We start from the raw sequence: 25674 nt of genomic DNA, 5'->3' as shown, positions 1-25674 counted from the left end.
GCGCACCATGGAGGAGAGACGCCGTGTAGCCGTAGTGCGGGCAAGCGGTCAGGGATCCGGCTACGTGGTCGCGCCGCGCCTCGTCCTCACGGCACACCATATGGTCGGGGACAACGCCGAGGCGACGGTGACGACGCCCGGTGGTGCGCCGACGCGCTGCCAGGTGGTGTGGGCGCGGTCGGACGACCCCTACGACGCCGCCCTGCTCCTGGCCGACAGGGATCTGGTCGACGATCCGGCCGCCGTGCGGTGGGGGCGGATCGTGGTTCCGGACGCCGCCGAGATCTCCGTACGTGGGTTCCCGGCGCTGGCGAGTCGCCGTGGACGCGTGGGATCCGGCGAATTCCGCGGATGGTTGCTGCCTCAGGAGGCCGTCGAAGCCGACCGCTATGTGCTGGAACTGGAGGGCAGTCCGCCCCTGGCACCGGCGAAGGGTTCGCCCTGGGCCGGGCTGTCGGGCGGCGCGGTGTGGTGCAAAGGCACCCTGGTGGGGGTCGCCGTGGCCGATCTGCCCGGGTGGCCGCACAGCAGAGTCGACGCCGTGCCCGGCTATGTCCTGTTCGCGGACGACGACTTCCGTGCGCTGATCGAGCAGCACGCGGGCCGGAAGGTGGAGCTGGAACCGGCGGAGTTCTCCCACATCGCCGAGGCGGCGGCACCCTTGGTGCCGCGGTCCGTGGCCACGCTGCTCCATCCCCGCGCGGAGGTCGTCACCTTCACGGGGCGCCGGGAACTGCTCGCCGAGATGGTGGAATGGAGCACGTCGGACCGCGGCGTGTCGCTGGCGCTCCTCACGGGTGCCGGCGGTGCGGGCAAGAGCCGGATCGCGCGCGAACTGGGCCACAGGCTCGCCGAGTCGGGCTATGCCGTGGTCCACCTGGCCAGGCGCAGCAGCGCGGACGACCATCGGTTGCTCGCCCGCGTGACAGCGCCGGTCCTCCTCGTGATCGACTACGCGGAGACCCGGGTGGACCAGATCAACTCCCTGTTGGACCGGTTGTGTCGTCGCCCGTCCGGCGTCCCCTTCAAGGTGCTCCTCATCGCTCGTGCCGTGGGCCAGTGGTGGGAGGAGGTCAGCTCGGGCAGTCCCGAGGCCGTCGACGTGGCGGCCGCGACGCGACGTTGGTCGATCTCCGGCACCGCCTCGCTCGGCGTGGACCGGGACGCCGCGTTCCGCTCCGCGGTCGTCGACCTGTCGCGCGGAGTCGCTGCTCTCGGGCCGGCCGCCGACGCTCCCGAGGAGCCGCTCGCTCTGCCCTCCCAGGACTCGTGGCGCAGGCCGCCCGGAACCGTGCTGGAGATTCACATGGCGGCGCTCGCGAGCATTCTGGCGTCCACGCACCCCCGGTCCACCGCGACGATGCCCCAGGAAACGCTCCTGGGGCACGAGGCGAAGTACTGGAGGAACACGTCACAGCGGGCGCCACTCGACCGGCTCGGCGATGCCGCGCTCCGGAACGCCGTCGTGGCGGCGACACTGGTGGGGCCGGTACCGCGCGGTCGGGCCTACGAGATCGTCGGTCATGTTCCGCGCATCGGGGACCACCCGGAGTCCGTACGCCGTGCGGTGGCCGACTGGCTGCGCGATCTCTATCCCCGACCGGAATCCGTCGACCCGGCCGACAGCCGGCACTGGGGAGCCCTGGAACCGGATCCACTGGGGGAATACCTGGTGGGGACCCGGGTGGCGGACGAGCCCGAAATCTTCCTTCGGCTTCTGGAAGCTCTCGACGAGGACGAGATCGAGAATGCGCTGCTCGTGCTCAGCAGAGCGGCCGCACAGGTCGACGCCGACGCGCTGAAGTCGGTTCTGCGCACGGCTGTACGGGAGTCGCCGGCACGGTTGGCACGGGGCCTGGTGGCCGCCGGCACCCGGAGTGCGGAGCCCTCGCTGCTGATCAGCGCCTTGGACCAGATTCTCGGAGAGGCTCTGCTTCCCCCCGAGGATCTGCAGGAGCTGTCCTACCACGTGCCTCCGATGACGCAGGCGCTCGCCTCGTGGGGTGTGCGCCTGCACCAGCGGCTCGCCCAACTCCTCGACGAGCAGACGGAACGGACGAGCGAGGTGGACAGGGCAGGCACGCTGCACAACCTCTCCATGAGGCTCATCGCGGCGGATCGTCACGAGGAGGCTCTGGACGTCGCGACATCCGCTGTGGAGTTCCTGGAGCAGGCTGACCCGGATACGGCCACGCACCAACCCCTGCTCAACGGGCTCCTCCTGGGCCAGCGGGCTCAGGCTCTCTGGGCGCTGGGACGTGCGAAGGAATCCCTCGTGGCGGGCAGGAAGGCCATCGTCCTGCTGAGCGCGTGGAAGCCCGAGGACGACACCGATCGCTTGTTCGTCCTGGCAGGAACGCTGAACAACCACTCCCACAGCCTCGCCGCCGCGGGGTACGACGGCGAGGCACTCGAAGTCGCACGGAAATCAGTCGCCATACGGCGCGAACTGGCCTCGGTGGACCCGTCCCTGCACCCTGATCTCGCCAGGTCACTGAACACGCTCACACTTCGTCACCACGAGGCGGGGCGGTACACCGAAGCTCTGGAAGCGGTCGAGGAGTCGTTGCGCATTCGCCGGCACGCGGCCCAAAGCCGTCCGGACGCCTATGCGGACGAGTTGGCCTCCGCGCTGACCAACAAGGCGAACGTGCTGCGGGACAGCGGAGACGCCCACGGCGCCCTGGAAGCCGCACGGGAAGCGGTGGGGATCAAGCGCCGGCTGGCCCGTTCGAATCCGGAGATGCAACTGGCGGAAGCCACCGCGGCCTTACGCACGTTCTCCACCCTCAGCGATGCGGTGGGCGAACAGGCGGAGGCCATGGAGGCCGCGATGGAGGCAACCGACATGGCGAGAAGGCTGGTCGTGTCCCACGGTCGCGCCCATCTCGGCCTCCTGGCCTCATGTTTCCTCGTACAGGCGCAGGTCTTCCGCGGCATGTCGTGCGGCATGCTGGCCTTCCGGGTGAACAACAAAGCCGCCCAGGTGTTTCGCCTCGCGTACCGCGACGATCCGGCCATCTCTCGAGGGCTGTTGAGCGCGCTGACCAATCAAGTGACCCTTCTGACGAACATGAACCGCCTGGAGGACGCCGAGCGCGCCGCGGCCGAGGCGGTGAGCCTGCTGGTCGGGCTCCCCGCCGACTTCGCCGAAGGTCTGGGGAGGAAGCTCACCACGAGTCTCGCAGCCGCTCATGTCACTCACGCCGAACGGCTCCTCGCACTGGGGCGTGTCCGGGAATCGCGCGGGGCCTGCGACGCGGCCCTCGCCCTCCACACCGAGCTGGAAGCCGATGCACCGGGCTCCTGTGAGGATGAGAAAGCCAAGGTGAGGCGCCTTCGCACGGCGATCGACGGCGCCGGGTCCGGGCAGGCACCCGCGGGCTGAGCTACCCCACCTCCCGGTAGGCGGCCGCCTCCTCCAGGTCGAGCCTGCGGAGCAGGGCGCGGAGCATCTCGTCGTCGATGTAGCGGAGGTCGCGGAGCCGGACGAAGACCTCGCGTTCGGCGCTGATCATCTCGCGGGACAGTCGGCGGTAGGTGTCGTCCACGGACTCGCCGGTGACGGGGTTGACCTGGCCCAGGCGTTCCCAGACGGCGTTGCGGCGGCGCTCCAGGACGGTGCGCAGGCGGTCGGCGAGCGGCGGAGGCAGGGCGTTGCGCTCGTCGGAGAGGAGGTCGTCCAGGCGGCTCTCGGCGGCCCGGGAGGCCTGTGCCTGGGCGTTGGCCTCGGCGAGCGTCTCGGCCTGCCGGTCGCGGCCGGGGAACTTGAGCAGGCCGATCAACGGGGGCAGGGACAGGCCCTGCACGACCAGGGTGCCGATGACGGTGGTGAAGGTCAGGAACAGGATCAGGTTGCGCTGCGGGAAGGGGAGGCCGCCGTGCACGGTGGCCGGGATGGAGAAGGCGATGGCCAGCGAGACCACGCCCCGCATGCCGGCCCATCCGGTGACCATCGCGCCCTTCCAGGTGGGGTTCTCCTCGCGTTCCCTGATGCGCGCCGACCACAGGCGGGGCAGGAAGGTCGCCGGGTAGACCCAGACGAACCGGGCGAGGACGACCACGAGGAAGAGGACGACGGCGTACCAGGCCGCCCTGGCGCCCTCGTCCTGCCCGAGCCCCTTGAGGACGACCGGCAGCTGCAGGCCGATCAGGGCGAAGACCGCCGACTCCAGGATGAAGGCGACCATCCGCCACACCGCTTCCTCCTGGAGCCGGGTGGCGAAGTCGACCTCCCACGCGCGGTGGCCGAGGTAGAGGGCGACGACCACGACCGCGAGGACTCCGGAGGCGTGCAGCTGCTCGGCGACGCCGTAGGCGACGAACGGGATCAGCAGGGAGAGCGTGTTCTGGAGGAGCGGTTCGGACAGGTGCGTGCGCAGCCAGTGCAGCGGGGCCATGAGGACGAGGCCGACGCCGACACCGCCGACCGCCGCGATCAGGAACTCGCGGATCCCGCCCTCCCAGGTCGCGGCCGCGCCGACGGCCGCGGCGACGGCCACCTTGTAGGCGGTGATCGCGGTGGCGTCGTTCAGCAGGGACTCGCCCTGGAGGATCGTCGTGATCCGGGAGGGCAGGCCGACCCGGCGCGCGACCGCCGTGGCGGCCACCGCGTCCGGCGGGGCCACCACCGCGCCGAGCACCAGTGCGGCGGGCAGTGGCATTCCGGGGATGAGCAGATAGGCGGCCCAGCCGACGACGAAGGTCGCGAAGAGCACATAGCCCACCGACAGCAGCGCCACGGGCCTCAGTTGTGCCCTCAGGTCGAGGTAGGAACTGTCGCTGGCCGAGGTGTACAGCAGCGGGGGCAGCAGCAGCGGCAGAACGATCTCGGGCTCGAGGGTGTAGTCCGGAACCCCGGGCACGTAGGAGACCGCCAGTCCGACCGCGACCAGCAGCAGCGGCGCCGGAACCGGTCCGCGCCTGGCCGCTCCGGCGACCGCGGCACTGCCGGCCACCAGCAACAGCAGCGGCATCACGTCCATGGTCCTCGCCCACCCTCGTTTTTCCGCGCGGCCACCCGCACACCCGTCGTAATCTGGCAATCATGAAACAGTGCACGCACCCCGACGCGCTGCCGCACCCGGAACCCGAACCGCTGACCGAGACCTGCTCGGAGTGTCTCGCGCGCGGGACACACCCCGTGCAGCTGCGGCTCTGTCTGTCCTGTGGCCACGTCGGCTGCTGCGACTCCTCACCGGGGAGACATGCGACGGAGCACCACGCGACGTCCGGTCACCCGGTGATGCGAACCTTCGAACCCGGCGAGGACTGGCGGTGGTGCTTCGTTGACCACGTTCTCGTGTGACACTGCACTGACACGACATACGGCCGTGGCCGTCGACGGTTCGGGCGTCTGACACCGGGGTACGTCAACCCGGCGCACGCTCTTCCCATTTGGGCCCCCACACCCTCTAGACACGGAGCGTATCCACAGCTTTACTGTGAGTGACGCCAGGGGGTTGGGGGCCCGGGGACAGGACCGTTCGGAGCGCGATAGCGTCACCGCGGAACCACATATGCGTTACCCCGGGGGGCGACCCTCGGCCCCGTAAAGCTTGTACCACCATGGAGGTGAGGGTGTCCCAGATCGCAGGCGAGCCCGCGACCCAGGACTTCGTGGAAGTCCGGCTGCCGGCTGCGGGTGCCTACCTGTCGGTGCTGCGTACGGCCACGGCCGGTCTGGCGGCCCGCTTGGACTTCACCCTGGACGAGATCGAGGACCTGCGCATCGCCGTGGACGAGGCCTGCGCGATCCTGCTGCAGCAGGCCGTTCCCGGCTCCGTGCTCAGCTGTGTCTTCCGGCTCGTCGACGACTCACTGGAGGTCACGGTCTCGGCGCCGACCACCGACGGCCACGCCCCCTCGCGGGACACCTTTGCCTGGACGGTGCTCTCGGCCCTGGCGGGCAAGGTCTCGTCCGCCGTCGACGAGGACAAAACCGTGTCCATCAGCCTCTACAAACAGCGCGGCGCAGGCCCTGGGCCGGCGTGAGGAACGGGGACGGGCCGGTGCGGGACGAAGAGCGCGGCACACGGGAGCTGCCGACGGAGGGCCGAGGCCCCACGGACGGTTCCCGACGCATGACGGACGGCATCGACGGCATCCCCGAGCAGGCCAGGCCGCACCCGGAGGACGACTCCGCTGAGGCCGGCAGCGACGGTGCCGTGCAGGGCGAGCCTACGGAGGGACGCGGCGGGATGGGTTCCGCCGCCCGCGCGGAGGCGAGGGCTCGGGGAAGGGCTACGGGCGGGACGATGAGCGAGCACGAGCGAAACGCCGAGGACGACGCGCTGGGCACGGAGGCCGTTCAGGCCACCCAGCACGACCCCCAGGACCGCAGCGGGGCGCGTGCGATGTTCGTCGAACTGCGCAAGCTGAAGGACGGCAGCCCGGAGTACGCGGAGCTGCGCAACCGGCTGGTCCGTATGCACCTGCCGCTCGTCGAGCACCTGGCGCGACGCTTCCGCAACCGCGGCGAGCCGCTGGACGACCTCACCCAGGTCGCCACGATCGGCCTGATCAAGTCCGTCGACCGCTTCGATCCGGAACGCGGCGTGGAGTTCTCCACGTACGCCACCCCGACCGTCGTCGGCGAGATCAAGCGGCACTTCCGCGACAAGGGCTGGGCGGTCCGCGTGCCGCGCCGCCTGCAGGAGCTGCGGCTCGCGCTGACGACGGCGACGGCCGAGCTGTCCCAGCAGCACGGCCGCTCCCCCACGGTCCATGAGCTGGCCGAGAAGCTCGCGATCTCCGAGGAGGAGGTCCTGGAGGGCCTGGAGTCCGCCAACGCGTACTCCACGCTGTCCCTGGACGTCCCTGACACCGACGACGAGTCCCCGGCGGTCGCCGACACCCTCGGCGCCGAGGACGAGGCGCTGGAGGGCGTGGAGTACCGCGAGTCCCTCAAGCCGCTGCTGGAGGACCTGCCGCCGCGCGAGAAGCGCATCCTGCTGCTGCGCTTCTTCGGGAACATGACCCAGTCGCAGATCGCGCAGGAGGTCGGCATCTCCCAGATGCACGTCTCCCGGCTGCTCGCCCGGACCCTCGCGCAGCTGCGGGAAAAGCTGCTGGTCGAGGAGTAGGCCCTATTCGGCCCGGCCCGGACCCTTGATGCCCAGGGCCCGGGTCGTGGCCGGGTTCACCAGCAGGACCAGCGAGGCCACCGCGACCACGGCCAGGGCGATGCCCACCGGGATCGCCATGCTCTCCGCCTGGAGCAGGCTGTAGGCGACCGGCAGGGCCATGATCTGGGTGATCACGGCGGGCCCGCGGCTCCAGCTGCGGCACAGCAGCAGCCCGCGTGCGGCCAGCAGCGGGAGCAGGGCCAGGACGATCAGGGTGATGCCCAGGGTGACGGCCTGCTTCCGGTCGTCCGGGTCGCCGGTGAGGCCGAGGACCAGCGTCCACACGCCGCCGACCACCAGGGCCGCGCCCTCCAGGGCGGTCAGCGCCGCCGCGTACGTCAGACGGCGCGGGCGGGGGCCGTCGACCGCGGCGGCTTCGGTGGTGTCCGGGGCGGATTTCTGCTCGCTGCTCACCCGGGAAGCGTAGCCCCGCGCCCCGCGGCGGCCGCCTCCGCCCCGCGCACAGCGAAGTCGTGCGTGGTCAGACTCACGCCCCCACCTCTTACCGGATCCCTACCTCGGTCTGGGCCGAGTACCCCCCAGTAGGTACGCTGCCATCCATGCGTGCACTTCTCGTGGTCAATCCGGCAGCAACCACCACAAGCGCACGCAGGCGTGATGTCCTGATCCACGCGCTGGCGAGCGAGGTGAAGCTGGAGGCGGTCACCACCGAGTACCGCGGCCACGCACGCGACCTGGGCCGGCAGGCCGCGGAGAGCGACGACATCGACATGGTCGTGGCCCTCGGCGGCGACGGGACTGTCAACGAGGTCGTCAACGGTCTCCTGCACGCCGGCCCCGACCCGGACCGCCTGCCCGGCCTGGCGGTGGTCCCCGGCGGTTCCACCAACGTCTTCGCCCGCGCCCTGGGCCTGCCCAACGACCCCGTCGAGGCCACCGGCGCCCTGCTGGACGCCTTGCGCGACGGAACCGAGCGGGTCGTCGGGCTCGGCCTGACCTCGGGCACGCCCGGCACCGAGGACGAGGCGGTGCCGGACCGCTGGTTCACGTTCAACGCCGGGCTGGGCTTCGACGCGGGCGTGGTCGGCCGGGTCGAGCAGCAGCGCGAGCTCGGCAAGAAGTCGACGCACGCGCTGTACGTACGGCAGGTGGTCCGGCAGTTCCTGGGCGAGCCGAACCGCCGGCACGGCGCGATCACCCTGGAGCGCCTGGGCGCCGACCCGATCAACGATCTTGTTGTCGCCATAGTCTCGAACACGTCGCCTTGGACGTATCTCGGCAATCGCCCGATGTACACGTCACCTAAGGCATCGTTCGATACGGGTATCGACGTGCTCGGCCTCAGCCGTCTGTCCACGGCCGCGGTTGCCCGGTATGGCACACAGTTGCTCACTTCGTCCCCCGAGCGCGGACCTCATGGCAAGCACGCGGTCTCGCTGCACGATCTGGACCAGTTCACCTTGCATTCGAAGGCTCCCCTCCCCCTTCAGATGGACGGCGACCACCTCGGACTACGTACGAGCGTGACGTTCACAGGCGTACGCCGCGCACTGCGTGTGATTGTGTGAGCGGAACGGGCCAAAGTCCTTTCACTCGAACGTTTAGGCCAGGATCCACCCCATGGAAGTACGGCTGTGACCCAGTCGACACCGAGGAATCAAAAAAAACTTTCCGGAAGGGGTTGTATCCGTCGCTGAGGTTTGCGAGTCTCTACGTGGCGATCGGGACGGCCCGCAACACCGGCCTCCACTGATCACCAGAACCCCTCTTCAAACCAAGGACCACGCCGGGGAAGACTCGGCGGTGGGCCCTTCACTTGTTGAGGGATTCGTGAAAGCGTTCACATTCACAAGCAACTTGCACGTAATACCAAGGAGAGGTAGCAGCCATGGACTGGCGTCACAACGCCGTTTGCCGCGAGGAAGACCCCGAGCTCTTCTTCCCCATCGGCAACACCGGTCCTGCGCTGCTGCAGATCGAGGAAGCCAAGGCCGTCTGCCGTCGCTGCCCCGTCATGGAGCAGTGCCTGCAGTGGGCGCTCGAGTCCGGTCAGGACTCCGGCGTCTGGGGTGGTCTCAGCGAGGACGAGCGCCGCGCCATGAAGCGCCGCGCCGCCCGCAACCGGGCCCGTCAGGCCTCCGCCTGACAGTCCCACCCCTGCTGACAGCCTGAGCTTGGCGGCGCGTACAGCGCGTACGCATCTCCCGCCCCCGAGCCGCAGCGCGCAGTACCCCCGATGCGCTTAGCGACATAGCAGAGCAGCAACGAGCTTTGAACCCCGGACCACCAAGTGGTCCGGGGTTCAATGCTGTTCGGGGCCCTTTCGGGCGCTTCCCGTTCGGCCGTCCGGGTGGTTCCTACTTCTGTGCCCGCACCGGAATGTCGAGGATCACCCGGGTCCCCCGCTCCGGCGCCGGGACCATGTCGAAGGTGCCGCCCAACTCGCCCTCCACCAGCGTCCGTACGATCTGCAGACCGAGGTTGCCCGAGCGGTGCGGGTCGAAGCCCTCGGGCAGGCCGACCCCGTCGTCCTGGACGGTGACGAGCAGGCGGGCCTCCTTGGTGGTGCCGCCACGGACCGCGGAGACCTCGACCGTGCCGGTGTCGCCCTCGCGGAAGCCGTGCTCCAGGGCGTTCTGCAGGATCTCGGTGAGGACCATCGACAGCGGGGTGGCGACCTCGGCGTCGAGGATCCCGAACCGTCCGCTGCGCCGGCCGGCCACCTTGCCCGGCGAGATCTCGGCGACCATCGCGAGGACCCGGTCGGCGATGTCGTCGAACTCCACGCGCTCGTCCAGGTTCTGCGAGAGCGTCTCGTGCACGATCGCGATCGAGCCGACCCGGCGCACGGCCTCCTCCAGCGCCTCCCGGCCGCGCTCGGAGCCGATGCGCCGGGCCTGAAGACGCAGCAGCGCCGCGACGGTCTGCAGGTTGTTCTTGACCCGGTGGTGGATCTCCCGGATGGTCGCGTCCTTGGTGATCAACTCTCGTTCGCGGCGCCGGAGTTCGGTGACGTCCCGGCACAGCACCAGGGAACCGGTCCGGGGGCCTTTGGGCTTGAGCGGAATGGCCCGGAACTGGATCACCCCGTCGTTGGTCTCGATCTCGAACTCGCGCGGCGCCCAGCCGCTCGCCACCTTGGCGAGTGCCTCGTCCACCGGGCCCCGGGTCGGGGCGAGTTCGGCCGTGGTCTGCCCCAGGTGCTGGCCGACCAGGTCGGCGGCGAGGCCCAGACGGTGGTAGGCGGAGAGCGCGTTCGGGGAGGCGTACTGGACCATGCCGTCCGCGTCCAGCCGGATCAGGCCGTCACCGACGCGCGGCGAGGCGTCCATGTCGACCTGCTGGCCGGGGAAGGGGAACGATCCTGCTGCAATCATCTGCGCAAGGTCCGAGGCGCTCTGGAGGTAGGTCAGCTCCAGGCGGCTCGGGGTGCGCACGGTCAGCAGGTTGGTGTTGCGGGCGATGACGCCGAGGACGCGGCCCTCACGCCGTACGGGGATCGACTCGACCCGGACGGGGACCTCTTCGCGCCACTCCGGGTCCCCCTCGCGCACGATGCGGCCCTCGTCCAGCGCCGCGTCCAGCATGGGCCGCCGGCCGCGCGGGACCAGGTGGCCGACCATGTCGTCCTGGTAGGAGGTCGGGCCGGTGTTGGGGCGCATCTGGGCGACCGACACGTACCGGGTGCCGTCGCGGGTGGGGACCCACAGGACCAGGTCGGCGAAGGAGAGGTCGGAGAGCAGCTGCCACTCCGAGACCAGCAGGTGGAGCCACTCGAGATCGGAGTCGTCGAGGGCCGTGTGCTGGCGTACGAGTTCGTTCATGGAGGGCACGGTGCGAGCGTACCCGGGGCTCTACAAATGGCCGAAAAAACACCCGCGGGCCGCGGCGCCTGGGAGGGACCCTCAACCCTCCCGGCACCGCAGCCCGGAGCATCATCGGCCGCGGGGTGTGCGGTCCCGATCGGCCGAAGGCCGAGGATCCGGGGCAGTCAGGGCAGAGAGCGCCGGTTCCTCGGTCCGTCTTCCTGTGCGGGGAAGACGGAAGCTGTTCAGTTTTCCGTACGATTGTGTCTTACGCATTGTGGACTAGACCACGATGACGTGTCCATGCGCGCGAAGGTATACGTTGCGGTCTGGTGGCACACGATGCCACGCAGCCTAGCCCGCCCGGATCAGCCGCGGGGCCAGATGGCCATGGCAATTTCGGCGAGCGCCTCCAACTCCCCCCGGCTCGCCCCGTCCCGGGCCTGCTGGGACATGCCCTGAATCATCGCCCCGGCGTGCCGGGCGAGCACGGCGGCGTCGGTGCCGGACGGCAGCCGCCCGGCGGCCGTGTCGGCCCGGATCCGGGACTCGAGCGTGCCGATGCTCGCGTTGCGCCGCTCCCGCAGCAGCAGCTCGACCTCGGGGCTGGTGCAGTTGGTGGCCGCGTGGACGATCAGGCACCCGTAGGGGTGGGCGGGGTCGGTGTACTCCGCGGCGGCCTCGCGCAGCATCCGCGCCACGGCGGCGCGGGCGGTGGGCTCCTCGGCGAGGGCGCGGTCGCCGAAGGCGCCGTGGGTGCCCGCGTAGACCTGGACGACCTCCTCGAACAGGGACCTCTTGTCGCCGAAGGCCGCGTAGAGGCTCGGGGCGCCGATGCCCATGATCCGGGTGAGATCGGAGACCGAGGTGGCTTCGTAGCCGTGCTCCCAGAAGGCCATGAGCGCCTTCTCCAGTGCGGTGGCACGGTCGAAGGAGCGCGGTCGGCCACGGGACCTGCCTGCCCTGACCTGCTCTTTCGCCTCCGCCGTCTGCGGGGCTGTCTCCTGGGCCGTGTCCCGAGCGCTCACCATGGGGTGCATTTTATAGCGCCCCCTAGAGAAATGTCGGCGGCGTGTTGTACGGTTTTTCTGTAGCGACCGCTAGACAATTGTGGAGGGGTGGCGGACATGGGTGTGCTCACGGGGAAGACAGCACTGGTCACGGGCGCGAGCCGGGGTATCGGGCGGGGCATCGCCGAGCGGCTGGGGCGGGACGGGGCGCGGGTCGCGGTGCACTACGGCAGCAATGAGGCGGCGGCCGAGGAGACGGTGGCCGCGATCGAGGCGGAGGGCGGCGCCGCGTTCGCGATCGGGGTGGAGCTGGGGGTGCCGGGGGGTGCCGAGCGGCTGTGGGAGGAGTTCGACCGGCATGCGGACGGGCTGGACATCCTGGTGAACAACGCGGGGATCGGTACGGCGCCCCCGATCGGCGAGATAGCGGAGGAGGAGTACGAGCGGGTCTTCGCCGTGAACGTGAAGGCACCGTTCTTCATCGGCAAGTACGGCCTGTCGCGGCTGCGGGACGGCGGGCGGGTCGTCAACATCTCGTCGGGGTTGGCCCGGACCGCCGCCATGCCGGACAAGATGGCGTACGCGATGACGAAGGGCGCGCTGGACGTCTTCACCCGCGATCTGTCCAAGGTGCTGGGTGCACGCGGCATCACGGTGAACTCGGTGGCGCCCGGCATCATCGACACGGACAACACGGCCGGGTTCCTGCACGGAACGCCGGACGGCTGGGCGCAGGCCGCGTCGGTGTCGGCGCTCGGCCGGGTGGGAACGCCGGCCGACGTGGCGGATGTGGTGGCGTTCCTCGCGTCGGACGCCGGGCGGTGGGTGACGGGGAGCTGGATGGACGCGACGGGGGGTTCACTGACCTAGGAAGAACCGTCCTCCGGCACGCCTTCGGACCCCGAATTCTGTTAGATTGGTCTAAACCACATAGAGACTCTGCTCGGACCTCTCTCCAGATCTCCCGGCCCTCTTCAGAACGGCAGGCCCAGCGTGGAAGTTGTCATCGTTCCGGACGCCGCGGCGGGTGGCGAGCTGATCGCCGAGGCCATGGCCCAGCTGCTGCGACGCAAGCCCGACGCGCTGCTCGGTGTGGCGACCGGCTCCACTCCGCTGCCCATCTACCAGGCGCTGGCCGGCAAGGTGCGCTCCGGCGCCGTGGACGCCTCACGGGCGCGCATAGCCCAGCTCGACGAGTACGTGGGGCTGCCCGCCGAGCACCCCGAGTCCTACCGCTCGGTGCTGCGCCGGGAGGTACTGGAGCCGCTCGGGATCGGAATGGACGCCTTCACGGGGCCGGACGGCACGTCCAAGGACGTCCAGGCGGCATGCGAGGCGTACGACCGGGCGCTCGCCGAGGCCGGCGGCGTGGACCTCCAGCTGCTCGGGATCGGCACGGACGGACACATCGGGTTCAACGAGCCGTGCTCCTCGCTCGCCTCGCGCACCCGGATCAAGACGCTGACCGAGCAGACCCGGATCGACAACGCGCGCTTCTTCGACGGCGACATCGAGCAGGTGCCGCACCATGTGATCACCCAGGGCATCGGCACCATCCTGGAGGCCCGGCACCTGGTGCTGCTCGCGACGGGCGAGGGCAAGGCGGACGCGGTCGCCGCGACCGTCGAGGGACCGGTCGCGGCCGTCTGCCCGGCCTCCGCGCTCCAGCTGCATCCGCACGCCACGGTGGTCGTCGACGAGGCCGCCGCGTCCAAGCTCAAACTGGCCGACTACTTCCGGCACACCTACGCCAACAAGCCGGACTGGCAGGGGATCTAGACATGGGGGCGGGACAGCCGTCCCGGAGTTGGCGGCGGCATCGAGGCACCGTCGCCGCCAGCCCTGCGCCCTGTTGGACTAGACCAACAGCGGGTCCGACGGTATATAGAGGAGATCACGGAGCGTGCGGGTGGATCCCTGACACGGCAAGCCGTGCCACGATGTGAGCCGTGGCCGATGGGATGTCGGTCGCTTTCGGCATCAGGAGCCGGGAAGGCAGAGCATGAGCACCGACGTCGGCAGTGCGGAGAACGAGGCAGGGACGACCGTCCGTACCGCGCGCGTGCCCAAGTACTACCGCTTGAAGAAGCACCTGCTCGACATGACGGAGACACAGGCGCCGGGCACGCCGGTCCCGCCCGAGCGCACGCTGGCGGCCGAGTTCGACACCTCCCGCACCACCGTCCGCCAGGCCCTGCAGGAACTCGTCGTCGAGGGCCGGCTCGAACGCATCCAGGGCAAGGGCACCTTCGTCGCCAAGCCGAAGGTCTCGCAGGCACTGCAGCTCACCTCGTACACCGAGGACATGCGCGCCCAGGGCCTGGAGCCCACCTCGCAGCTGCTGGACATCGGCTACATCACCGCCGACGACCGGCTTGCCGAGCTGCTCGACATCACGGCCGGCGGACGCGTGCTGCGCATCGAGCGGCTGCGCATGGCCAACGGCGAGCCGATGGCGATCGAGACCACCCACCTGTCGGCCAAGCGCTTCCCGGCCCTCAGGCGCTCGCTGGTGAAGTACACCTCCCTGTACACCGCCCTCGCCGAGGTCTACGACGTCCATCTCGCCGAGGCCGAGGAGACCATCGAGACCTCGCTGGCCACCCCGCGCGAGGCAGGCCTGCTCGGCACCGACGTGGGCCTGCCGATGCTGATGCTCTCCCGCCACTCCCTGGACCACGAGGGCAAGCCGGTGGAGTGGGTGCGCTCCGTCTACCGAGGCGACCGGTACAAGTTCGTGGCGAGGCTCAAGCGCCCTCAGGACTGACCTGAGTTGGCGTCTTCACATCACAGACCCGAAATCGACATACCGATATGCGGACGAGGTCTTCCGCTGCGCTGACACCGTCACCTAGATTGCCTGCGCATTACAACAGATGATCAGCAAGGGGACGGAGCCGTGGCATGTCCGAAACACCCGAAGTGAGACCACCGGTCGTGACACCGGTCCGCGTGATCATCGGTCTGTGTCTCGTCGCGCCCTTCGCGGCGATGCTGTGGGTGGGCTCGTACGGCAAGACGGATCCCGCGTTCATCGGGATCCCGTTCTTCTACTGGTACCAGATGCTGTGGGTCGTCATCTCCACCGCACTCACGATGCTCGCCTACAAGCTGTGGCAGCGTGACCAGAGCGCCCGCAAGGCCACGCAGGACGAGGGAGCGACCCGATGAAGGACGGCGTCAACGGCGTCGCGCTCGGCGTCTTCATCTTCTTCTTCCTGGCCGTCACGGTCATGGGCTTCCTGGCCGCGCGCTGGCGCCGGCCCGACAACGAGCAGTCGCTGGACGAATGGGGCCTGGGCGGACGGTCGTTCGGCACCTGGATCACCTGGTTCCTGCTCGGCGGCGACCTGTACACGGCGTACACCTTCGTCGCCGTACCGGCGGCGATCTACGCGGCGGGCGCGGCCGGCTTCTTCGCGGTGCCGTACACGATCCTGGTCTACCCGCTGATCTTCACCTTCCTGCCCCGCCTGTGGTCGGTCTCGCACAAGCACGGCTACGTGACGACCTCGGACTTCGTGCGCGGCCGCTTCGGTTCCAAGGGCCTGTCGCTGGCCGTGGCGGTCACCGGCATCCTGGCGACGATGCCGTACATCGCGCTCCAACTGGTCGGCATCCAGGCCGTGCTGGACGTGATGGGCGTCGGTGGCGGCGAGAACACCAACTGGTTCGTCAAGGACCTGCCGCTGCTCATAGCCTTCGGCGTGCTGGCCGCGTACACGTACTCGTCGGGTCTGCGGGCCCCCGCGCTGATCGCGTTCGTGAAGGACACGCTGATCTACATCGTCATCGCGGTGGCGATCATCTACATCCCGATCAAGCTGGGCGGGTTCGACGACATCTTCGCCAAGGCGGGCGAGAAGTTCACGAAGGCGGGTGCGGGCGGGCTCGTGCCGGCCCCCGCGGGCCAGTGGACGTACGCCACGCTGGCGCTCGGTTCGGCGCTCGCGCTGTTCATGTACCCGCACTCGATCACCGCGACGCTGTCGTCCCGGAGCCGTGAGGTGATCCGGCGCAACACCACGATCCTGCCGCTGTACTCGCTGATGCTGGGCCTGCTCGCACTGCTCGGCTTCATGGCGATCGCGGCCGGGGTGAAGGTCACCAACGGACAGCTGGCGATCCCGCAGCTGTTCGAGGACATGTTCCCGGACTGGTTCGCGGGCGTGGCCTTCGCGGCGATCGGCATCGGCGCCCTCGTGCCCGCGGCCATCATGTCCATCGCGGCGGCGAACCTGTTCACCCGCAACATCTACAAGGACTTCATCAGGCCCGACGCCACGGCCGAGGAGGAGACCCGGGTCTCCAAGCTCGTGTCCCTGCTGGTGAAGGTGGGCGCGCTGGTCTTCGTCCTGACGATGGACAAGACGGTCGCCATCAACTTCCAGCTGCTGGGCGGCATCTGGATCCTGCAGACCTTCCCGGCCCTGGTCGGCGGCCTGTTCACACGCTGGCTCCACCGCTGGGCGCTGCTCGCCGGCTGGGCGGTCGGCATGGTCTACGGCACGGTCGCCGCGTACGGGATCGCCTCGCCGACGCAGAAGCACTTCGGCGGCAACTCCAAGGAGATCCCGGGCATCGGGGAGATCGGTTACATCGGTCTGACCGCGTTCGTGCTGAACGTCGTCGTCACCGTCGTCCTCACCTTCGTCCTGAAGGCCGTGAAGGCCCCCGAGGGTCTCGACGAGACCAGGCCGCAGGACTACACGGCGGACGCGGGCGACCCGGGCGTCGAGGTGGAGCTTCCGCCCGCCACGGCAGGAAGCACCCACTAGAGCCGCGCAGAGCGGGGCCGTATCGGATACGGCCCCGCCGCGTGGGCGCCACCAGCCACAGAGAACCCGCAGCGGGCCCCCGGAAAGCAGGACCACCGGCGGCCCGCCGTCGTGCACACTCGCACCATGGACATCCTCGTCAGGTCGGCCGAGCCCACCGAATACGCCGCTCTGGGCGAGATCACCGCCCAGGCCTACCTCCAGGACGGACTCCTCGACTTCGGCGAGAGCGACGCCTACCTCGGCGAGTTGCGAGACGTCGCGAAACGGGCCGCCGCGGCGGACGTCCTCGTGGCCGTCCGGAAGGACACGCTCCTCGGCGGCGCCACCTTCGTCCCCTCCGGCGGCCCCATGGCCGACATAGCGGGCCCGGGAGAGGCCGAGATCCGCATGCTCGCGGTCGCGCATGCCGGCCGCGGCCAGGGCGCCGGCGAGGCCCTCGTGCGCGCCTGCATCGACCGGGCACGCCGTACCGCAGGATGCACCCGCGTCGTCCTGTCCACGCAGGGCGCCATGCACAGCGCCCACCGCATCTACGAGCGCCTGGGTTTCGTTCGCACGCCCGAGCGGGACTGGAGCCCCCTTCCCCACCTGGCCGAGATCACTCTCCTCACCTATGAGTTGACCCTCTGAAGCGACAGCGACACAACATCTGGGGGTGACACGACAGCCCGGCACTAGATGTATGCTCGTCCTCGCTGTCGCCGCAGGGGAATCCGGTGCGAATCCGGAACTGTCCCGCAACGGTGTACTTGCGTGCATCCGCACGCCTGTCCAGTCCGAGGACCTGCCGGCAGCGCGCGCCCGGCCGTCCGGTCCGGGTGCCTTCAGACGTCCGGGCCTCGTGGAGTGGGCCGGTGGACGCGACGCCGTGCGCGCTCGTGCTGCCCCCTGCCCTCCGCCAGGCCCCCGTGCCGAGCGAGGGAGAGCCCCACGTGACCATCGCGCCAGCCGCCCCGGCTTCAGCCATCCAGGCGACCGGAGCCCCGGTGGAGACGGACGGTCCTGGTGCCGCGCTGCTGCGGACCCTGACCGAGCTGACCGCCGACCTCCCCGACGCCGACCCCGGCCGGGTCGCCGCGGCCGCGCTGCGGGGCCGGTCCGCGCGCGCGGACGAGACGGAGTTGCGCGAGCTGGCCACCGAGGCGGCCGCCGGACTCATCTCCGAGGACCCCGCCTACTCCCGGCTGGCCGCCCGGCTGCTGACCATCACCATCCGCACCGAGGCCGCCTCGCAGGGCGTGACGTCCTTCACCGAGTCCGTCGCCGTGGGCCACCGCGAGGGCCTGGTCGCCGACCGCACCGCGGAGTTCGTACGGCTGCACGCCGAGCGGCTGGACGCGCTGGTCGACGCGGCCGGCGACGACCGCTTCGGCTACTTCGGCCTGCGCACGCTGCACAGCCGCTACCTGCTGCGGCACCCCATCACCCGCCAGGTGATCGAGACGCCCCAGCACTTCATGCTGCGTGTCGCCGCGGGCCTCGCCGAGGACGACACGGCCCGCTCGGTGGACGAGGTCGCGGCGCTCTACGGGCTCATGAGCCGCCTCGACTACCTGCCCTCCTCCCCCACCCTGTTCAACTCCGGTACGCGGCACCCCCAGATGTCGTCCTGCTACCTCCTCGACTCCCCGCTGGACGAGCTGGACTCCATCTACGACCGCTACCACCAGGTCGCCCGCCTCTCCAAGCACGCCGGCGGCATCGGTCTGTCGTACAGCCGGATCCGTTCGCGCGGCTCCCTGATCCGCGGCACCAACGGGCACTCCAACGGCATCGTCCCGTTCCTGAAGACCCTGGACGCCTCCGTCGCCGCCGTGAACCAGGGCGGCCGGCGCAAGGGCGCGGCCGCGGTGTACCTGGAGACCTGGCACTCCGACATCGAGGAGTTCCTGGAGCTGCGCGACAACACCGGTGAGGACGCCCGCCGTACGCACAACCTCAACCTGGCGCACTGGGTCCCGGACGAGTTCATGCGCCGGGTCAACGCCGACGAGCAGTGGTCCCTGTTCTCCCCGGCGGACGTGCCGGAGCTGGTCGACCTGTGGGGCGAGGAGTTCGACGCGGCCTACCGCAGGGCCGAGGCCGACGGGCTGGCCCGGAAGACCATCCCGGCCCGCGACCTGTACGGCCGCATGATGCGCACCCTCGCGCAGACCGGCAACGGCTGGATGACCTTCAAGGACGCCGCCAACCGCACGGCCAACCAGACCGCCGAGCCGGGCCACGTCATCCACTCCTCCAACCTGTGCACGGAGATCCTGGAGGTCACGGACGACGGCGAGACGGCGGTCTGCAACCTGGGTTCGGTCAACCTCGGTGCGTTCGTGGGCAACGGGGACATCGACTGGGAGCGTCTCGACGAGACGGTCCGCACGGCCGTCACCTTCCTCGACCGCGTGGTCGACATCAACTTCTACCCGACCGAGCAGGCGGGCCGCTCCAACGCGAAGTGGCGTCCGGTGGGCCTGGGCGCGATGGGTCTGCAGGACGTCTTCTTCAAGCTGCGTCTGCCCTTCGACTCGCCCGAGGCCAAGGCGCTGTCCACCCGGATCGCCGAGCGCATCATGCTCGCCGCGTACGAGGCCTCCGCCGACCTGGCCGAGCGCAACGGCCCGCTGCCGGCCTGGGAGAAGACCCGTACGGCCAAGGGCGTGCTGCACCCCGACCACTACGACGCCGAGCTGACCTGGCCCGAGCGGTGGGCGGCGCTGCGCGAGCGGATCGCCGCGGTCGGCATGCGCAACTCGCTGCTGCTGGCGATCGCGCCCACCGCCACCATCGCCTCCATCGCAGGCGTGTACGAGTGCATCGAGCCGCAGGTCTCCAACCTGTTCAAGCGCGAGACGCTGTCCGGCGAGTTCCTCCAGGTCAACTCCTACCTGGTGCAGGACCTCAAGGAGCTGGGCGTCTGGGACGCGCGCACCCGTGAGGCGCTGCGCGACTCCAACGGCTCGGTGCAGGGCTTCGCGTGGATCCCGGCGGACATCCGGGCGCTGTACCGCACGGCGTGGGAGATCCCGCAGCGCGGCCTGATCGACATGGCCGCGGCCCGCACCCCGTTCCTGGACCAGGCACAGTCCCTGAACCTCTTCCTGGAGACGCCGACCATCGGCAAGCTCTCCTCGATGTACGCGTACGCCTGGAAGTCGGGCCTGAAGACGACGTACTACCTGCGCTCGCGCCCGGCGACCCGCATCGCCCGCGCGGCACAGGCACCAGCGACCATCCCCGTCCAGCAGGTGGCCGACCCCGACGCCGTCGCCTGCTCCCTTGAGAACCCCGAGTCCTGCGAGGCCTGCCAGTAATGACCGTCCCGAACACCGAGAAGAACCTGCTCGACCCCGGCTTCGAGCTGACTCTGCGCCCCATGCGCTACCCGGACTTCTACGAGCGCTACCGGGACGCCATCAAGAACACCTGGACCGTCGAGGAGGTCGACCTCCACTCGGACGTCGCCGACCTGGCGAAACTGACGCCGTCGGAGCAGCACCTGATCGGCCGCCTGGTGGCCTTCTTCGCGACGGGCGACTCGATCGTCTCGAACAACCTGGTGCTGACGCTGTACAAGCACATCAACTCCCCGGAGGCGCGGCTGTACCTGAGCCGCCAGCTCTTCGAGGAGGCCGTGCACGTCCAGTTCTATCTGACGCTGCTCGACACCTACCTCCCGGACCCGGACGACCGCGCCGCCGCCTTCGCGGCCGTGGAGAACATCCCGTCCATCCGCGAGAAGGCCGAGTTCTGCTTCAAGTGGATGGACTCGGTGGAGAAGCTGGACCGCCTGGAGTCCAGGGCCGATCGCCGGCGCTTCCTGCTCAACCTCATCTGCTTCGCCGCGTGCATCGAGGGCCTGTTCTTCTACGGCGCCTTCGCGTACGTCTACTGGTTCCGCAGCCGGGGTCTGCTGCACGGTCTCGCCACCGGCACCAACTGGGTGTTCCGCGACGAGACGATGCACATGTCCTTCGCCTTCGACGTGGTCGACACCGTCCGCAAGGAGGAGCCGGACCTCTTCGACGACGAGCTGCAGCAGCAGGTCACCGACATGCTGGCGGAGGCCGTCGAGGCCGAGCTGCAGTTCGCGCGCGACCTGTGCGGTGACGGCCTCCCCGGTATGAACACCGAGTCGATGCGGCAGTACCTGGAGTGCGTCGCCGACCAGCGCCTGACGCGCCTCGGCTTCGCCCCGGTGTACGGCTCGGAGAACCCGTTCTCCTTCATGGAGCTGCAGGGCGTTCAGGAGCTGACGAACTTCTTCGAGCGCCGCCCGTCGGCGTACCAGGTCGCCGTGGAGGGCACGGTCGACCTGGACGAGGACTTCTGAGCCTCCTTTTCCCGCTGGCTCCCTCCGCGGTTCTCCTGGGCCTCCCTGAGCTGCCGGTCGATGCGCCTGTCGCGCACGATGCCGAGCACGGACGGGAGGACCAGGAGGACCAGGATGCCGAACGTGACGAGTATTCCGATCAGGCCTTCGATCTGATTTCCGTTCATGTCACTACTGTCGCGCTGAATGCTCCTTACCGGGAGTGGCAGGACTGCCGTACACCCTCGATTTACTGCCACTGTCGGGGCACACTGAAGGCATGCTGAAGAACGTGGCCGCCGTGCTGCTGGACGGTGTGCACCCCTTCGAGCTGGGTGTGGTGTGCGAGGTGTTCGGCATCGACCGCAGCGACGAGGGCCTGCCGGTGTACGACTTCGCCGTGGTCTCGGCGGAGGGCGAAGCGCTGAGCACCCATGTCGGCGGACTCACCGTGTCGACGCCGTACGGTCTGGAGCGGCTGGAGGAGGCCGACCTGATCGCGGTGCCGGCCGGGAGCGACTACGTCTGGCGGGAGTATCCGCCCGCGCTGCTCGACGCCCTGGTGCGAGCCGTCGAGCGGGGCACGCGCGTGCTGAGCGTGTGTTCGGGCGTCTTCGTGCTCGGTGCCGCCGGACTGCTCGACGGGCGGCGGTGCAGTGTGCACTGGCGGCAGGCCAAGGAGCTGGCGCTGCGCAATCCGAGGGCGGTCATCGAGCCGGACGTCCTGTACGTCGACGAGGACCCGGTGATCACCTCGGCCGGCACCGCGGCCGGCATCGACGCCTGCCTGCACATCGTCCGCAAGGAACAGGGCCCGGACGTCGCCAACAAGATCGCCCGGCGCATGGTGGTGCCACCGCACCGGGACGGCGGACAGGCGCAGTACATCGAGCGGCCGCTGCCCAAGACCCGGTGCGACACGGTCGGCGAGGTCCTGGTGTGGATGGAGGAGCACCTCGACCAGGACGTGACCGTCGAACAGCTCGCCGCCCGCGCCCATATGGCGCCGCGCACCTTCGCCCGCCGCTTCCAGCAGGAGACGGGGACGACTCCCTACCGCTGGATCCTGCGCCAACGGGTGCTGCTGGCACAAGAGTTGCTGGAGGGCACGGACGAGACCGTGGACGCGATCGCCTCGCGCACCGGGTTCGGTACCGCGGCGGCACTGCGCCACCAGTTCGTCCGCGCCCTGGGCACGACCCCGAACGCCTACCGGCGCGCGTTCAGGGGCCCGGAGGCCGCCTGAGCGCGCGCCGGTCGTTCAGCAGGCGTCGCTCACCACTCCACGGGCTGCAGCAGCAGCCGGTGGGGCCGGAGGGTGATGCCCACGCGGGTGACGTCGTTCGACCCGCTGACCTGCTCGAAGCGGTACTTCGCCGAGATCGCCGCGGTGATCAGGGTCAGCTGGGCCATGGAGAAGTGGTCGCTGGGGCACTTGCGGTTGCCGACGCTGAAGGGGCTCATGGCGTACTTCGGCACCTCCTTGACCCGCTCGGGCAGCCAGCGGTCGGGGTCGAAGTCGAGGTGGTGGTCGTACGAGCGGCCGTCGCGCTGGATGGCGTAAGGGCTGTAGACGATGTCCGCCCCGGCCGGAATGCGATAGCCGCCGAGCGCGGTGTCGGTCACCGCGCGCCGCGTCAATATCCATACGGCCGGCCGCAAACGCATCGCCTCGACGACGACATTGTTGGTGTGCCGGAGCCCACGGACGTCCGCGAATCCAACGGGCCGACCACCGGTCACGGATTCGACCTCGGCGCGCACCTTCTCCGCGTGTTCCGGATGTTCCGCGAGCACCTGGAGCAGCCACATGATCGTGGAGGCGACCGTTTCGCTTCCGGGGGTGAGTATCGCGACCACCTGGTCGTGGATCTCCTGTTCCCCGATGGGGTCGCCATTGTCGTCCTTCGCCGCCAGCAATGCCGACAGCAAATCGTCCGGCTTTTGACCAGATGCCCTGCGCTCGGCGACGATCTCGTCGACCAGCAGATGCAAATCGGCCAGTGCCCGGTTGAATTCGCGGTTGGCGGGGAACGGCAGCCGGTACAGCGGACCGAGCGGGATGACCATCCTGCGGTACATACCGCGGAAGACACTCGCGAGATCGGTGCTCAGCCGCTCCGCGCGCTCGTCCATGTAGTCGCCGCGCAGCAGGCAGCGGGCTGCGATGCGCACGGCGACCCGGAACGACTCCGAGGTGCAGTCGATGGTCTCGCCGGGCTTCCAGCGCTCGGTCAGCGCGTGCGCCTCCTCCTCCATCACCGCGCCGTACGCGGGGATCGCGTCGAGCCGGAACGCGGGCTGGATGGTGCGCCGCTGGCGGCGGTGGCGCGGGCCGTTGGCCGTGGCCACGCCTTCCTTGCCGAGGAGGCCTTCGAGGGACTCCCAGAGCGGACCGTCGATCTTGAAGTCGGGGCTGAGTGCGAGTGCGCCGGTGAGCGCCGGTGTGGTGACGGCGTACACCGTCTTGGGGCCGAGCTTCAGGCGCACGACGTCGCCGTGCGCGCGCAGCCCGGACATGAAGGCGAGCGGGTCGCGGACCAGCTTCAGGCCGTGCCCGAGGCCCGGGACGGCGCCGCCGGCGAGGGGCGGTTCGCGCAGTTCCGTGCTCTCGGGGGTCACGGGCTTCACAGACTCGACGGTCATTTCTCACCTGCCGCTTCGTTGTTGACGTACGGGGGCGTGGACCGGTCGTCCCAGCTGTCGACCATGTACCGGCCGGACTCGTGGTGGAACCAGTAGACGGAGCTGAACCAGTTCCGCATGTATCCGACGCAGACGCGCACGGCGGCGCTCAATTCCCTTCCGCGGGACGTACCGTCGTCGATTTCGGCGGCGAACCGAAGGGCATCCATCTCGGCTTCGAAGAAATCATGGATGCATTCCTCGACGCGCCGCCTGATTTCTTCCACCGCTACTTCGAGCGTCAGTCCCTCATGGGTGACGAGACTGATTCCCAGATTGTGCACCTCGTCGCCCGCTATTTCCTTCGGCAGCGAGCAGAGGTCGTTGTACCAGGCGGCGAATTCCTGGCTCAGCAGTGCCGCACGGCGATATGCCGGATGCATCCTCACCGTGTCCGGGAGTTCACAACCGGCGCTCGGCTCCAGCAGGTCCGTCCATATCCAGTGGGCGAAGGTCAGCCGCCGCAGGGCGAGGTATTCCTCGACCTTCGGTACGTACCCCTCGGTCCGGTTGCGGAACTCGCGGTCGTAGGCCTCGATCACGTCGTGGAAGTGCCGGGCGAACCGCAGGTTCCAGGTGTGCGGCAGGAACGCGTACAGCCGGCGCACACTGTCCGCGAACCCCGCCACCAGGGGGTCCGGGTGGTGCAGATGGTGCCGGGGTGCGTCAAGAGCCGCGTGCAGGCGGTACCTGAGCCGGCGCCAGTCGGCCGCCCTGCCGTGCACCCTGTCACGGTCGTGGCGGTCGTCCCAGACGAAGAACCAGGCGCTGTAGTCCGCTATGGCCTGCAGGACCTCGTCGGAGGCGCCGGTGTAGTACCCGGCCATGAGGTCGGTGTAGCAAAGACCATCGGCATATTCCCGCACCTTGTCCGCGGGCATGAGCCGTTTTTCCAGCAACCACTGGCGTGTCTTCTCCTGAAGCTTCGGCCAATACGGGTGGAGTTGCCGGGGAAACAGGTCCTCGATCACCGGGAGGGCGAGGGACGGCGGCACTGCGACCGCTGTCGACGATGTGGTGCCGTGTGAGAAAGCGTGCACGAACAGTCCCCTCTCAGCCGCCAGGAGCACACACCCCTCCTTGCCGTGCCGGGCGTGCGCCGTTGCGTATCCCCGCACTTCCCATTCAGCACCACAACTGACCGTTATGGGAACGGATTTGCCCCACTCACCACCCCAAGATGCCGGGAATCGTGCGACGAACAAACGAACGACGCCCGGTCGGGACAGATCCCGGCCGGGCGTCGCGGTCGACGTCGTGGCTGCTCCCGCACGGTGGCCGGACGTCCCGGCCGTGCGTCTCAGTCGTTCGCGACCACGGGGTAGCGTGGCTCGTTCTCGGCCATCTGCCGCAGCGCATCCTTGCGGTCGCGCTTGGACAGACGGTCGATGTACAGGTACCCGTACAGGTGATCGGTCTCGTGCTGCAAACAGCGAGCGAAGTAGCCGGTGCCGCGGACCTTGATCGGGTTGCCCTTCTCGTCCTGGCCGGTCACCTCGGCGTAGTCGGGACGCGCCAGCGGCGCGTACGCGGTCGGTACGGACAGGCAGCCCTCGTTGCTGTCGTCGAGGCGGCGCTTGTCGGCGGGCAGGTCGACCGGCTTCGGGTTGCACACCACGCCGACGTGCCGGACGCCCTCGTCGTCCATGCAGTCGTAGACGAAGACCTTCAGGTCGACACCGATCTGGTTGGCGGCCAGGCCCACGCCCTCGGCGGTGCGCTGGCTGGCGAACATGTCCGCGACCAGCTGGTCCAGCTCCGCACCGAAGTCGGCGACGTCCTGGCACTCCTTGTGCAGGACCGGGTTGCCGACGACCGTGATCGGCCGCGAGGTGCCGCGCTCGCGCCAGGCCTGCTCGCGCTCCTCGCAGTCTTCCGTGTCGACGACATAGCCCTCGTCGTCGACGGGGAGCACGCCCGCGTGCTGCTGATCGGTGTCCTGCTGAGCCATGACCGACGTACGCCTTCCTGCATGCCTGGAAAAATCTGCGAGTACAGCCT

The 25674-nt window shown here is 69.4% G+C and carries 23 protein-coding genes and 1 riboswitch; of the genes, 15 read left to right on the top strand and 8 right to left on the bottom strand.

The features are described 5' to 3' along the window. The first annotated feature begins 64 nt into the window (after positions 1–64). Complete coding sequence (locus ABZ471_RS13890; protein ID WP_359065919.1) at positions 65–3388, top strand: tetratricopeptide repeat protein; 3324 nt, start codon at positions 65–67, stop codon at positions 3386–3388. A gap of 1 nt (position 3389) precedes the next feature. Here ABZ471_RS13890 and ABZ471_RS13885 read toward each other — a convergent pair whose 3' ends face one another. Then, positions 3390–4985: a Na+/H+ antiporter gene (locus ABZ471_RS13885; protein WP_359065917.1), complete on the bottom strand. Its 1596-nt coding sequence runs from the start codon at positions 4983–4985 to the stop codon at positions 3390–3392. 62 nt (positions 4986–5047) lie between these two features. Between ABZ471_RS13885 and ABZ471_RS13880 the strand changes: the two genes are divergently transcribed. From ABZ471_RS13880 to ABZ471_RS13870, 3 genes are all read left to right on the top strand, one after another. Next, positions 5048–5308: a UBP-type zinc finger domain-containing protein gene (locus tag ABZ471_RS13880; RefSeq protein WP_359065915.1), complete on the top strand. Its 261-nt coding sequence runs from the start codon at positions 5048–5050 to the stop codon at positions 5306–5308. A gap of 272 nt (positions 5309–5580) precedes the next feature. Next, entirely contained in the window at positions 5581–5994 is a 414-nt protein-coding gene (locus ABZ471_RS13875) for an anti-sigma regulatory factor (protein ID WP_004925829.1), read from the top strand. Then, positions 5883–7085 (top strand): RNA polymerase sigma factor SigF, encoded by a 1203-nt coding sequence (locus ABZ471_RS13870; RefSeq protein ID WP_359066082.1) that lies wholly within the window; start codon positions 5883–5885, stop codon positions 7083–7085. The genes ABZ471_RS13875 and ABZ471_RS13870 overlap by 112 nt, the downstream gene beginning before the upstream one ends. A 3-nt stretch (positions 7086–7088) precedes the next feature. Here the strand turns inward: ABZ471_RS13870 and ABZ471_RS13865 are convergent, their stop codons facing one another. Beyond that, entirely contained in the window at positions 7089–7541 is a 453-nt protein-coding gene (locus tag ABZ471_RS13865) for a hypothetical protein (protein WP_359065913.1), read from the bottom strand. A gap of 146 nt (positions 7542–7687) precedes the next feature. Between ABZ471_RS13865 and ABZ471_RS13860 the strand changes: the two genes are divergently transcribed. Beyond that, on the top strand, positions 7688–8656 hold the full coding sequence (locus tag ABZ471_RS13860) for a diacylglycerol kinase family protein (RefSeq protein WP_359065911.1): 969 nt from the start codon (positions 7688–7690) through the stop codon (positions 8654–8656). A 320-nt stretch (positions 8657–8976) separates the two neighbouring features. Next, positions 8977–9234, top strand: a complete 258-nt coding sequence (locus tag ABZ471_RS13855) for a WhiB family transcriptional regulator (protein WP_016639615.1) — start codon at positions 8977–8979, stop codon at positions 9232–9234. 211 nt (positions 9235–9445) lie between these two features. Here ABZ471_RS13855 and ABZ471_RS13850 read toward each other — a convergent pair whose 3' ends face one another. Further along, complete coding sequence (locus ABZ471_RS13850) at positions 9446–10912, bottom strand: PAS domain-containing sensor histidine kinase (protein ID WP_359066080.1); 1467 nt, start codon at positions 10910–10912, stop codon at positions 9446–9448. A 350-nt stretch (positions 10913–11262) separates the two neighbouring features. After that, positions 11263–11925, bottom strand: a complete 663-nt coding sequence (locus tag ABZ471_RS13845; RefSeq protein WP_359065908.1) for a TetR/AcrR family transcriptional regulator — start codon at positions 11923–11925, stop codon at positions 11263–11265. Between the two features lie 96 nt (positions 11926–12021). Here ABZ471_RS13845 and ABZ471_RS13840 point away from each other — a divergent pair, with 96 nt between their 5' ends. The 8 genes from ABZ471_RS13840 to ABZ471_RS13805 all read left to right on the top strand — a co-directional run bounded on the left by ABZ471_RS13840 (position 12022) and on the right by ABZ471_RS13805 (position 21009). Continuing rightward, positions 12022–12774, top strand: a complete 753-nt coding sequence (locus tag ABZ471_RS13840) for an SDR family oxidoreductase (protein ID WP_359065906.1) — start codon at positions 12022–12024, stop codon at positions 12772–12774. Between the two features lie 123 nt (positions 12775–12897). Next, positions 12898–13683, top strand: a complete 786-nt coding sequence (gene nagB / locus ABZ471_RS13835; protein WP_359065904.1) for a glucosamine-6-phosphate deaminase — start codon at positions 12898–12900, stop codon at positions 13681–13683. A gap of 223 nt (positions 13684–13906) precedes the next feature. Then, the gene (locus tag ABZ471_RS13830; protein ID WP_359065902.1) at positions 13907–14671 is read left to right on the top strand and encodes a GntR family transcriptional regulator; all 765 of its coding nucleotides are present in this window, start codon (positions 13907–13909) and stop codon (positions 14669–14671) included. Between the two features lie 137 nt (positions 14672–14808). After that, positions 14809–15075 carry a DUF3311 domain-containing protein gene (locus ABZ471_RS13825; RefSeq protein WP_359065900.1) on the top strand — a complete coding sequence of 89 codons (267 nt, stop codon included), beginning with the start codon at positions 14809–14811 and terminating at the stop codon, positions 15073–15075. Continuing rightward, positions 15072–16682 (top strand): monocarboxylate uptake permease MctP, encoded by a 1611-nt coding sequence (gene mctP / locus ABZ471_RS13820; protein ID WP_359065898.1) that lies wholly within the window; start codon positions 15072–15074, stop codon positions 16680–16682. Before ABZ471_RS13825 ends, mctP begins: the two co-directional genes overlap by 4 nt. Before the next feature lie 126 nt (positions 16683–16808). Next, positions 16809–17315 carry a GNAT family N-acetyltransferase gene (locus ABZ471_RS13815; RefSeq protein WP_359065896.1) on the top strand — a complete coding sequence of 169 codons (507 nt, stop codon included), beginning with the start codon at positions 16809–16811 and terminating at the stop codon, positions 17313–17315. A 39-nt stretch (positions 17316–17354) separates the two neighbouring features. Next, positions 17355–17492, top strand: a riboswitch (cobalamin riboswitch). A gap of 125 nt (positions 17493–17617) precedes the next feature. Beyond that, entirely contained in the window at positions 17618–19990 is a 2373-nt protein-coding gene (locus ABZ471_RS13810) for a ribonucleoside-diphosphate reductase subunit alpha (RefSeq protein ID WP_359065894.1), read from the top strand. After that, the gene (locus tag ABZ471_RS13805) at positions 19990–21009 is read left to right on the top strand and encodes a ribonucleotide-diphosphate reductase subunit beta (protein ID WP_359065892.1); all 1020 of its coding nucleotides are present in this window, start codon (positions 19990–19992) and stop codon (positions 21007–21009) included. The genes ABZ471_RS13810 and ABZ471_RS13805 overlap by 1 nt, the downstream gene beginning before the upstream one ends. Here ABZ471_RS13805 and ABZ471_RS13800 read toward each other — a convergent pair. Then, complete coding sequence (locus ABZ471_RS13800) at positions 20922–21176, bottom strand: hypothetical protein (protein ID WP_359065890.1); 255 nt, start codon at positions 21174–21176, stop codon at positions 20922–20924. The genes ABZ471_RS13805 and ABZ471_RS13800 overlap by 88 nt on opposite strands. A 92-nt stretch (positions 21177–21268) precedes the next feature. Here ABZ471_RS13800 and ABZ471_RS13795 point away from each other — a divergent pair, with 92 nt between their 5' ends. Next, positions 21269–22234 (top strand): helix-turn-helix domain-containing protein, encoded by a 966-nt coding sequence (locus ABZ471_RS13795; protein WP_359065888.1) that lies wholly within the window; start codon positions 21269–21271, stop codon positions 22232–22234. A 29-nt stretch (positions 22235–22263) separates the two neighbouring features. On the opposite strand, the gene ABZ471_RS13790 is transcribed toward ABZ471_RS13795, so the two are convergent. The 3 genes from ABZ471_RS13790 to def form a co-directional block, all read right to left on the bottom strand. Continuing rightward, positions 22264–23634 (bottom strand): cytochrome P450, encoded by a 1371-nt coding sequence (locus ABZ471_RS13790; protein WP_359065886.1) that lies wholly within the window; start codon positions 23632–23634, stop codon positions 22264–22266. Beyond that, positions 23631–24713: an epi-isozizaene synthase gene (gene cyc1 / locus ABZ471_RS13785; protein ID WP_359065884.1), complete on the bottom strand. Its 1083-nt coding sequence runs from the start codon at positions 24711–24713 to the stop codon at positions 23631–23633. The genes ABZ471_RS13790 and cyc1 overlap by 4 nt, the downstream gene beginning before the upstream one ends. 260 nt (positions 24714–24973) lie before the next feature. After that, a complete protein-coding gene (gene def, locus ABZ471_RS13780) occupies positions 24974–25624 on the bottom strand; it encodes a peptide deformylase (protein ID WP_359065882.1) in 651 nt (216 codons plus the stop codon). Positions 25625–25674 lie beyond the last annotated feature (50 nt).

Source organism: Streptomyces sp. NPDC005728, assembly GCF_040630895.1.
Classification (GTDB): Bacteria; Actinomycetota; Actinomycetes; order Streptomycetales; family Streptomycetaceae; genus Streptomyces.
Note: the sequence above shows the minus strand (reverse complement) of the source record. Positions and strands in the feature narration are given on the sequence as shown.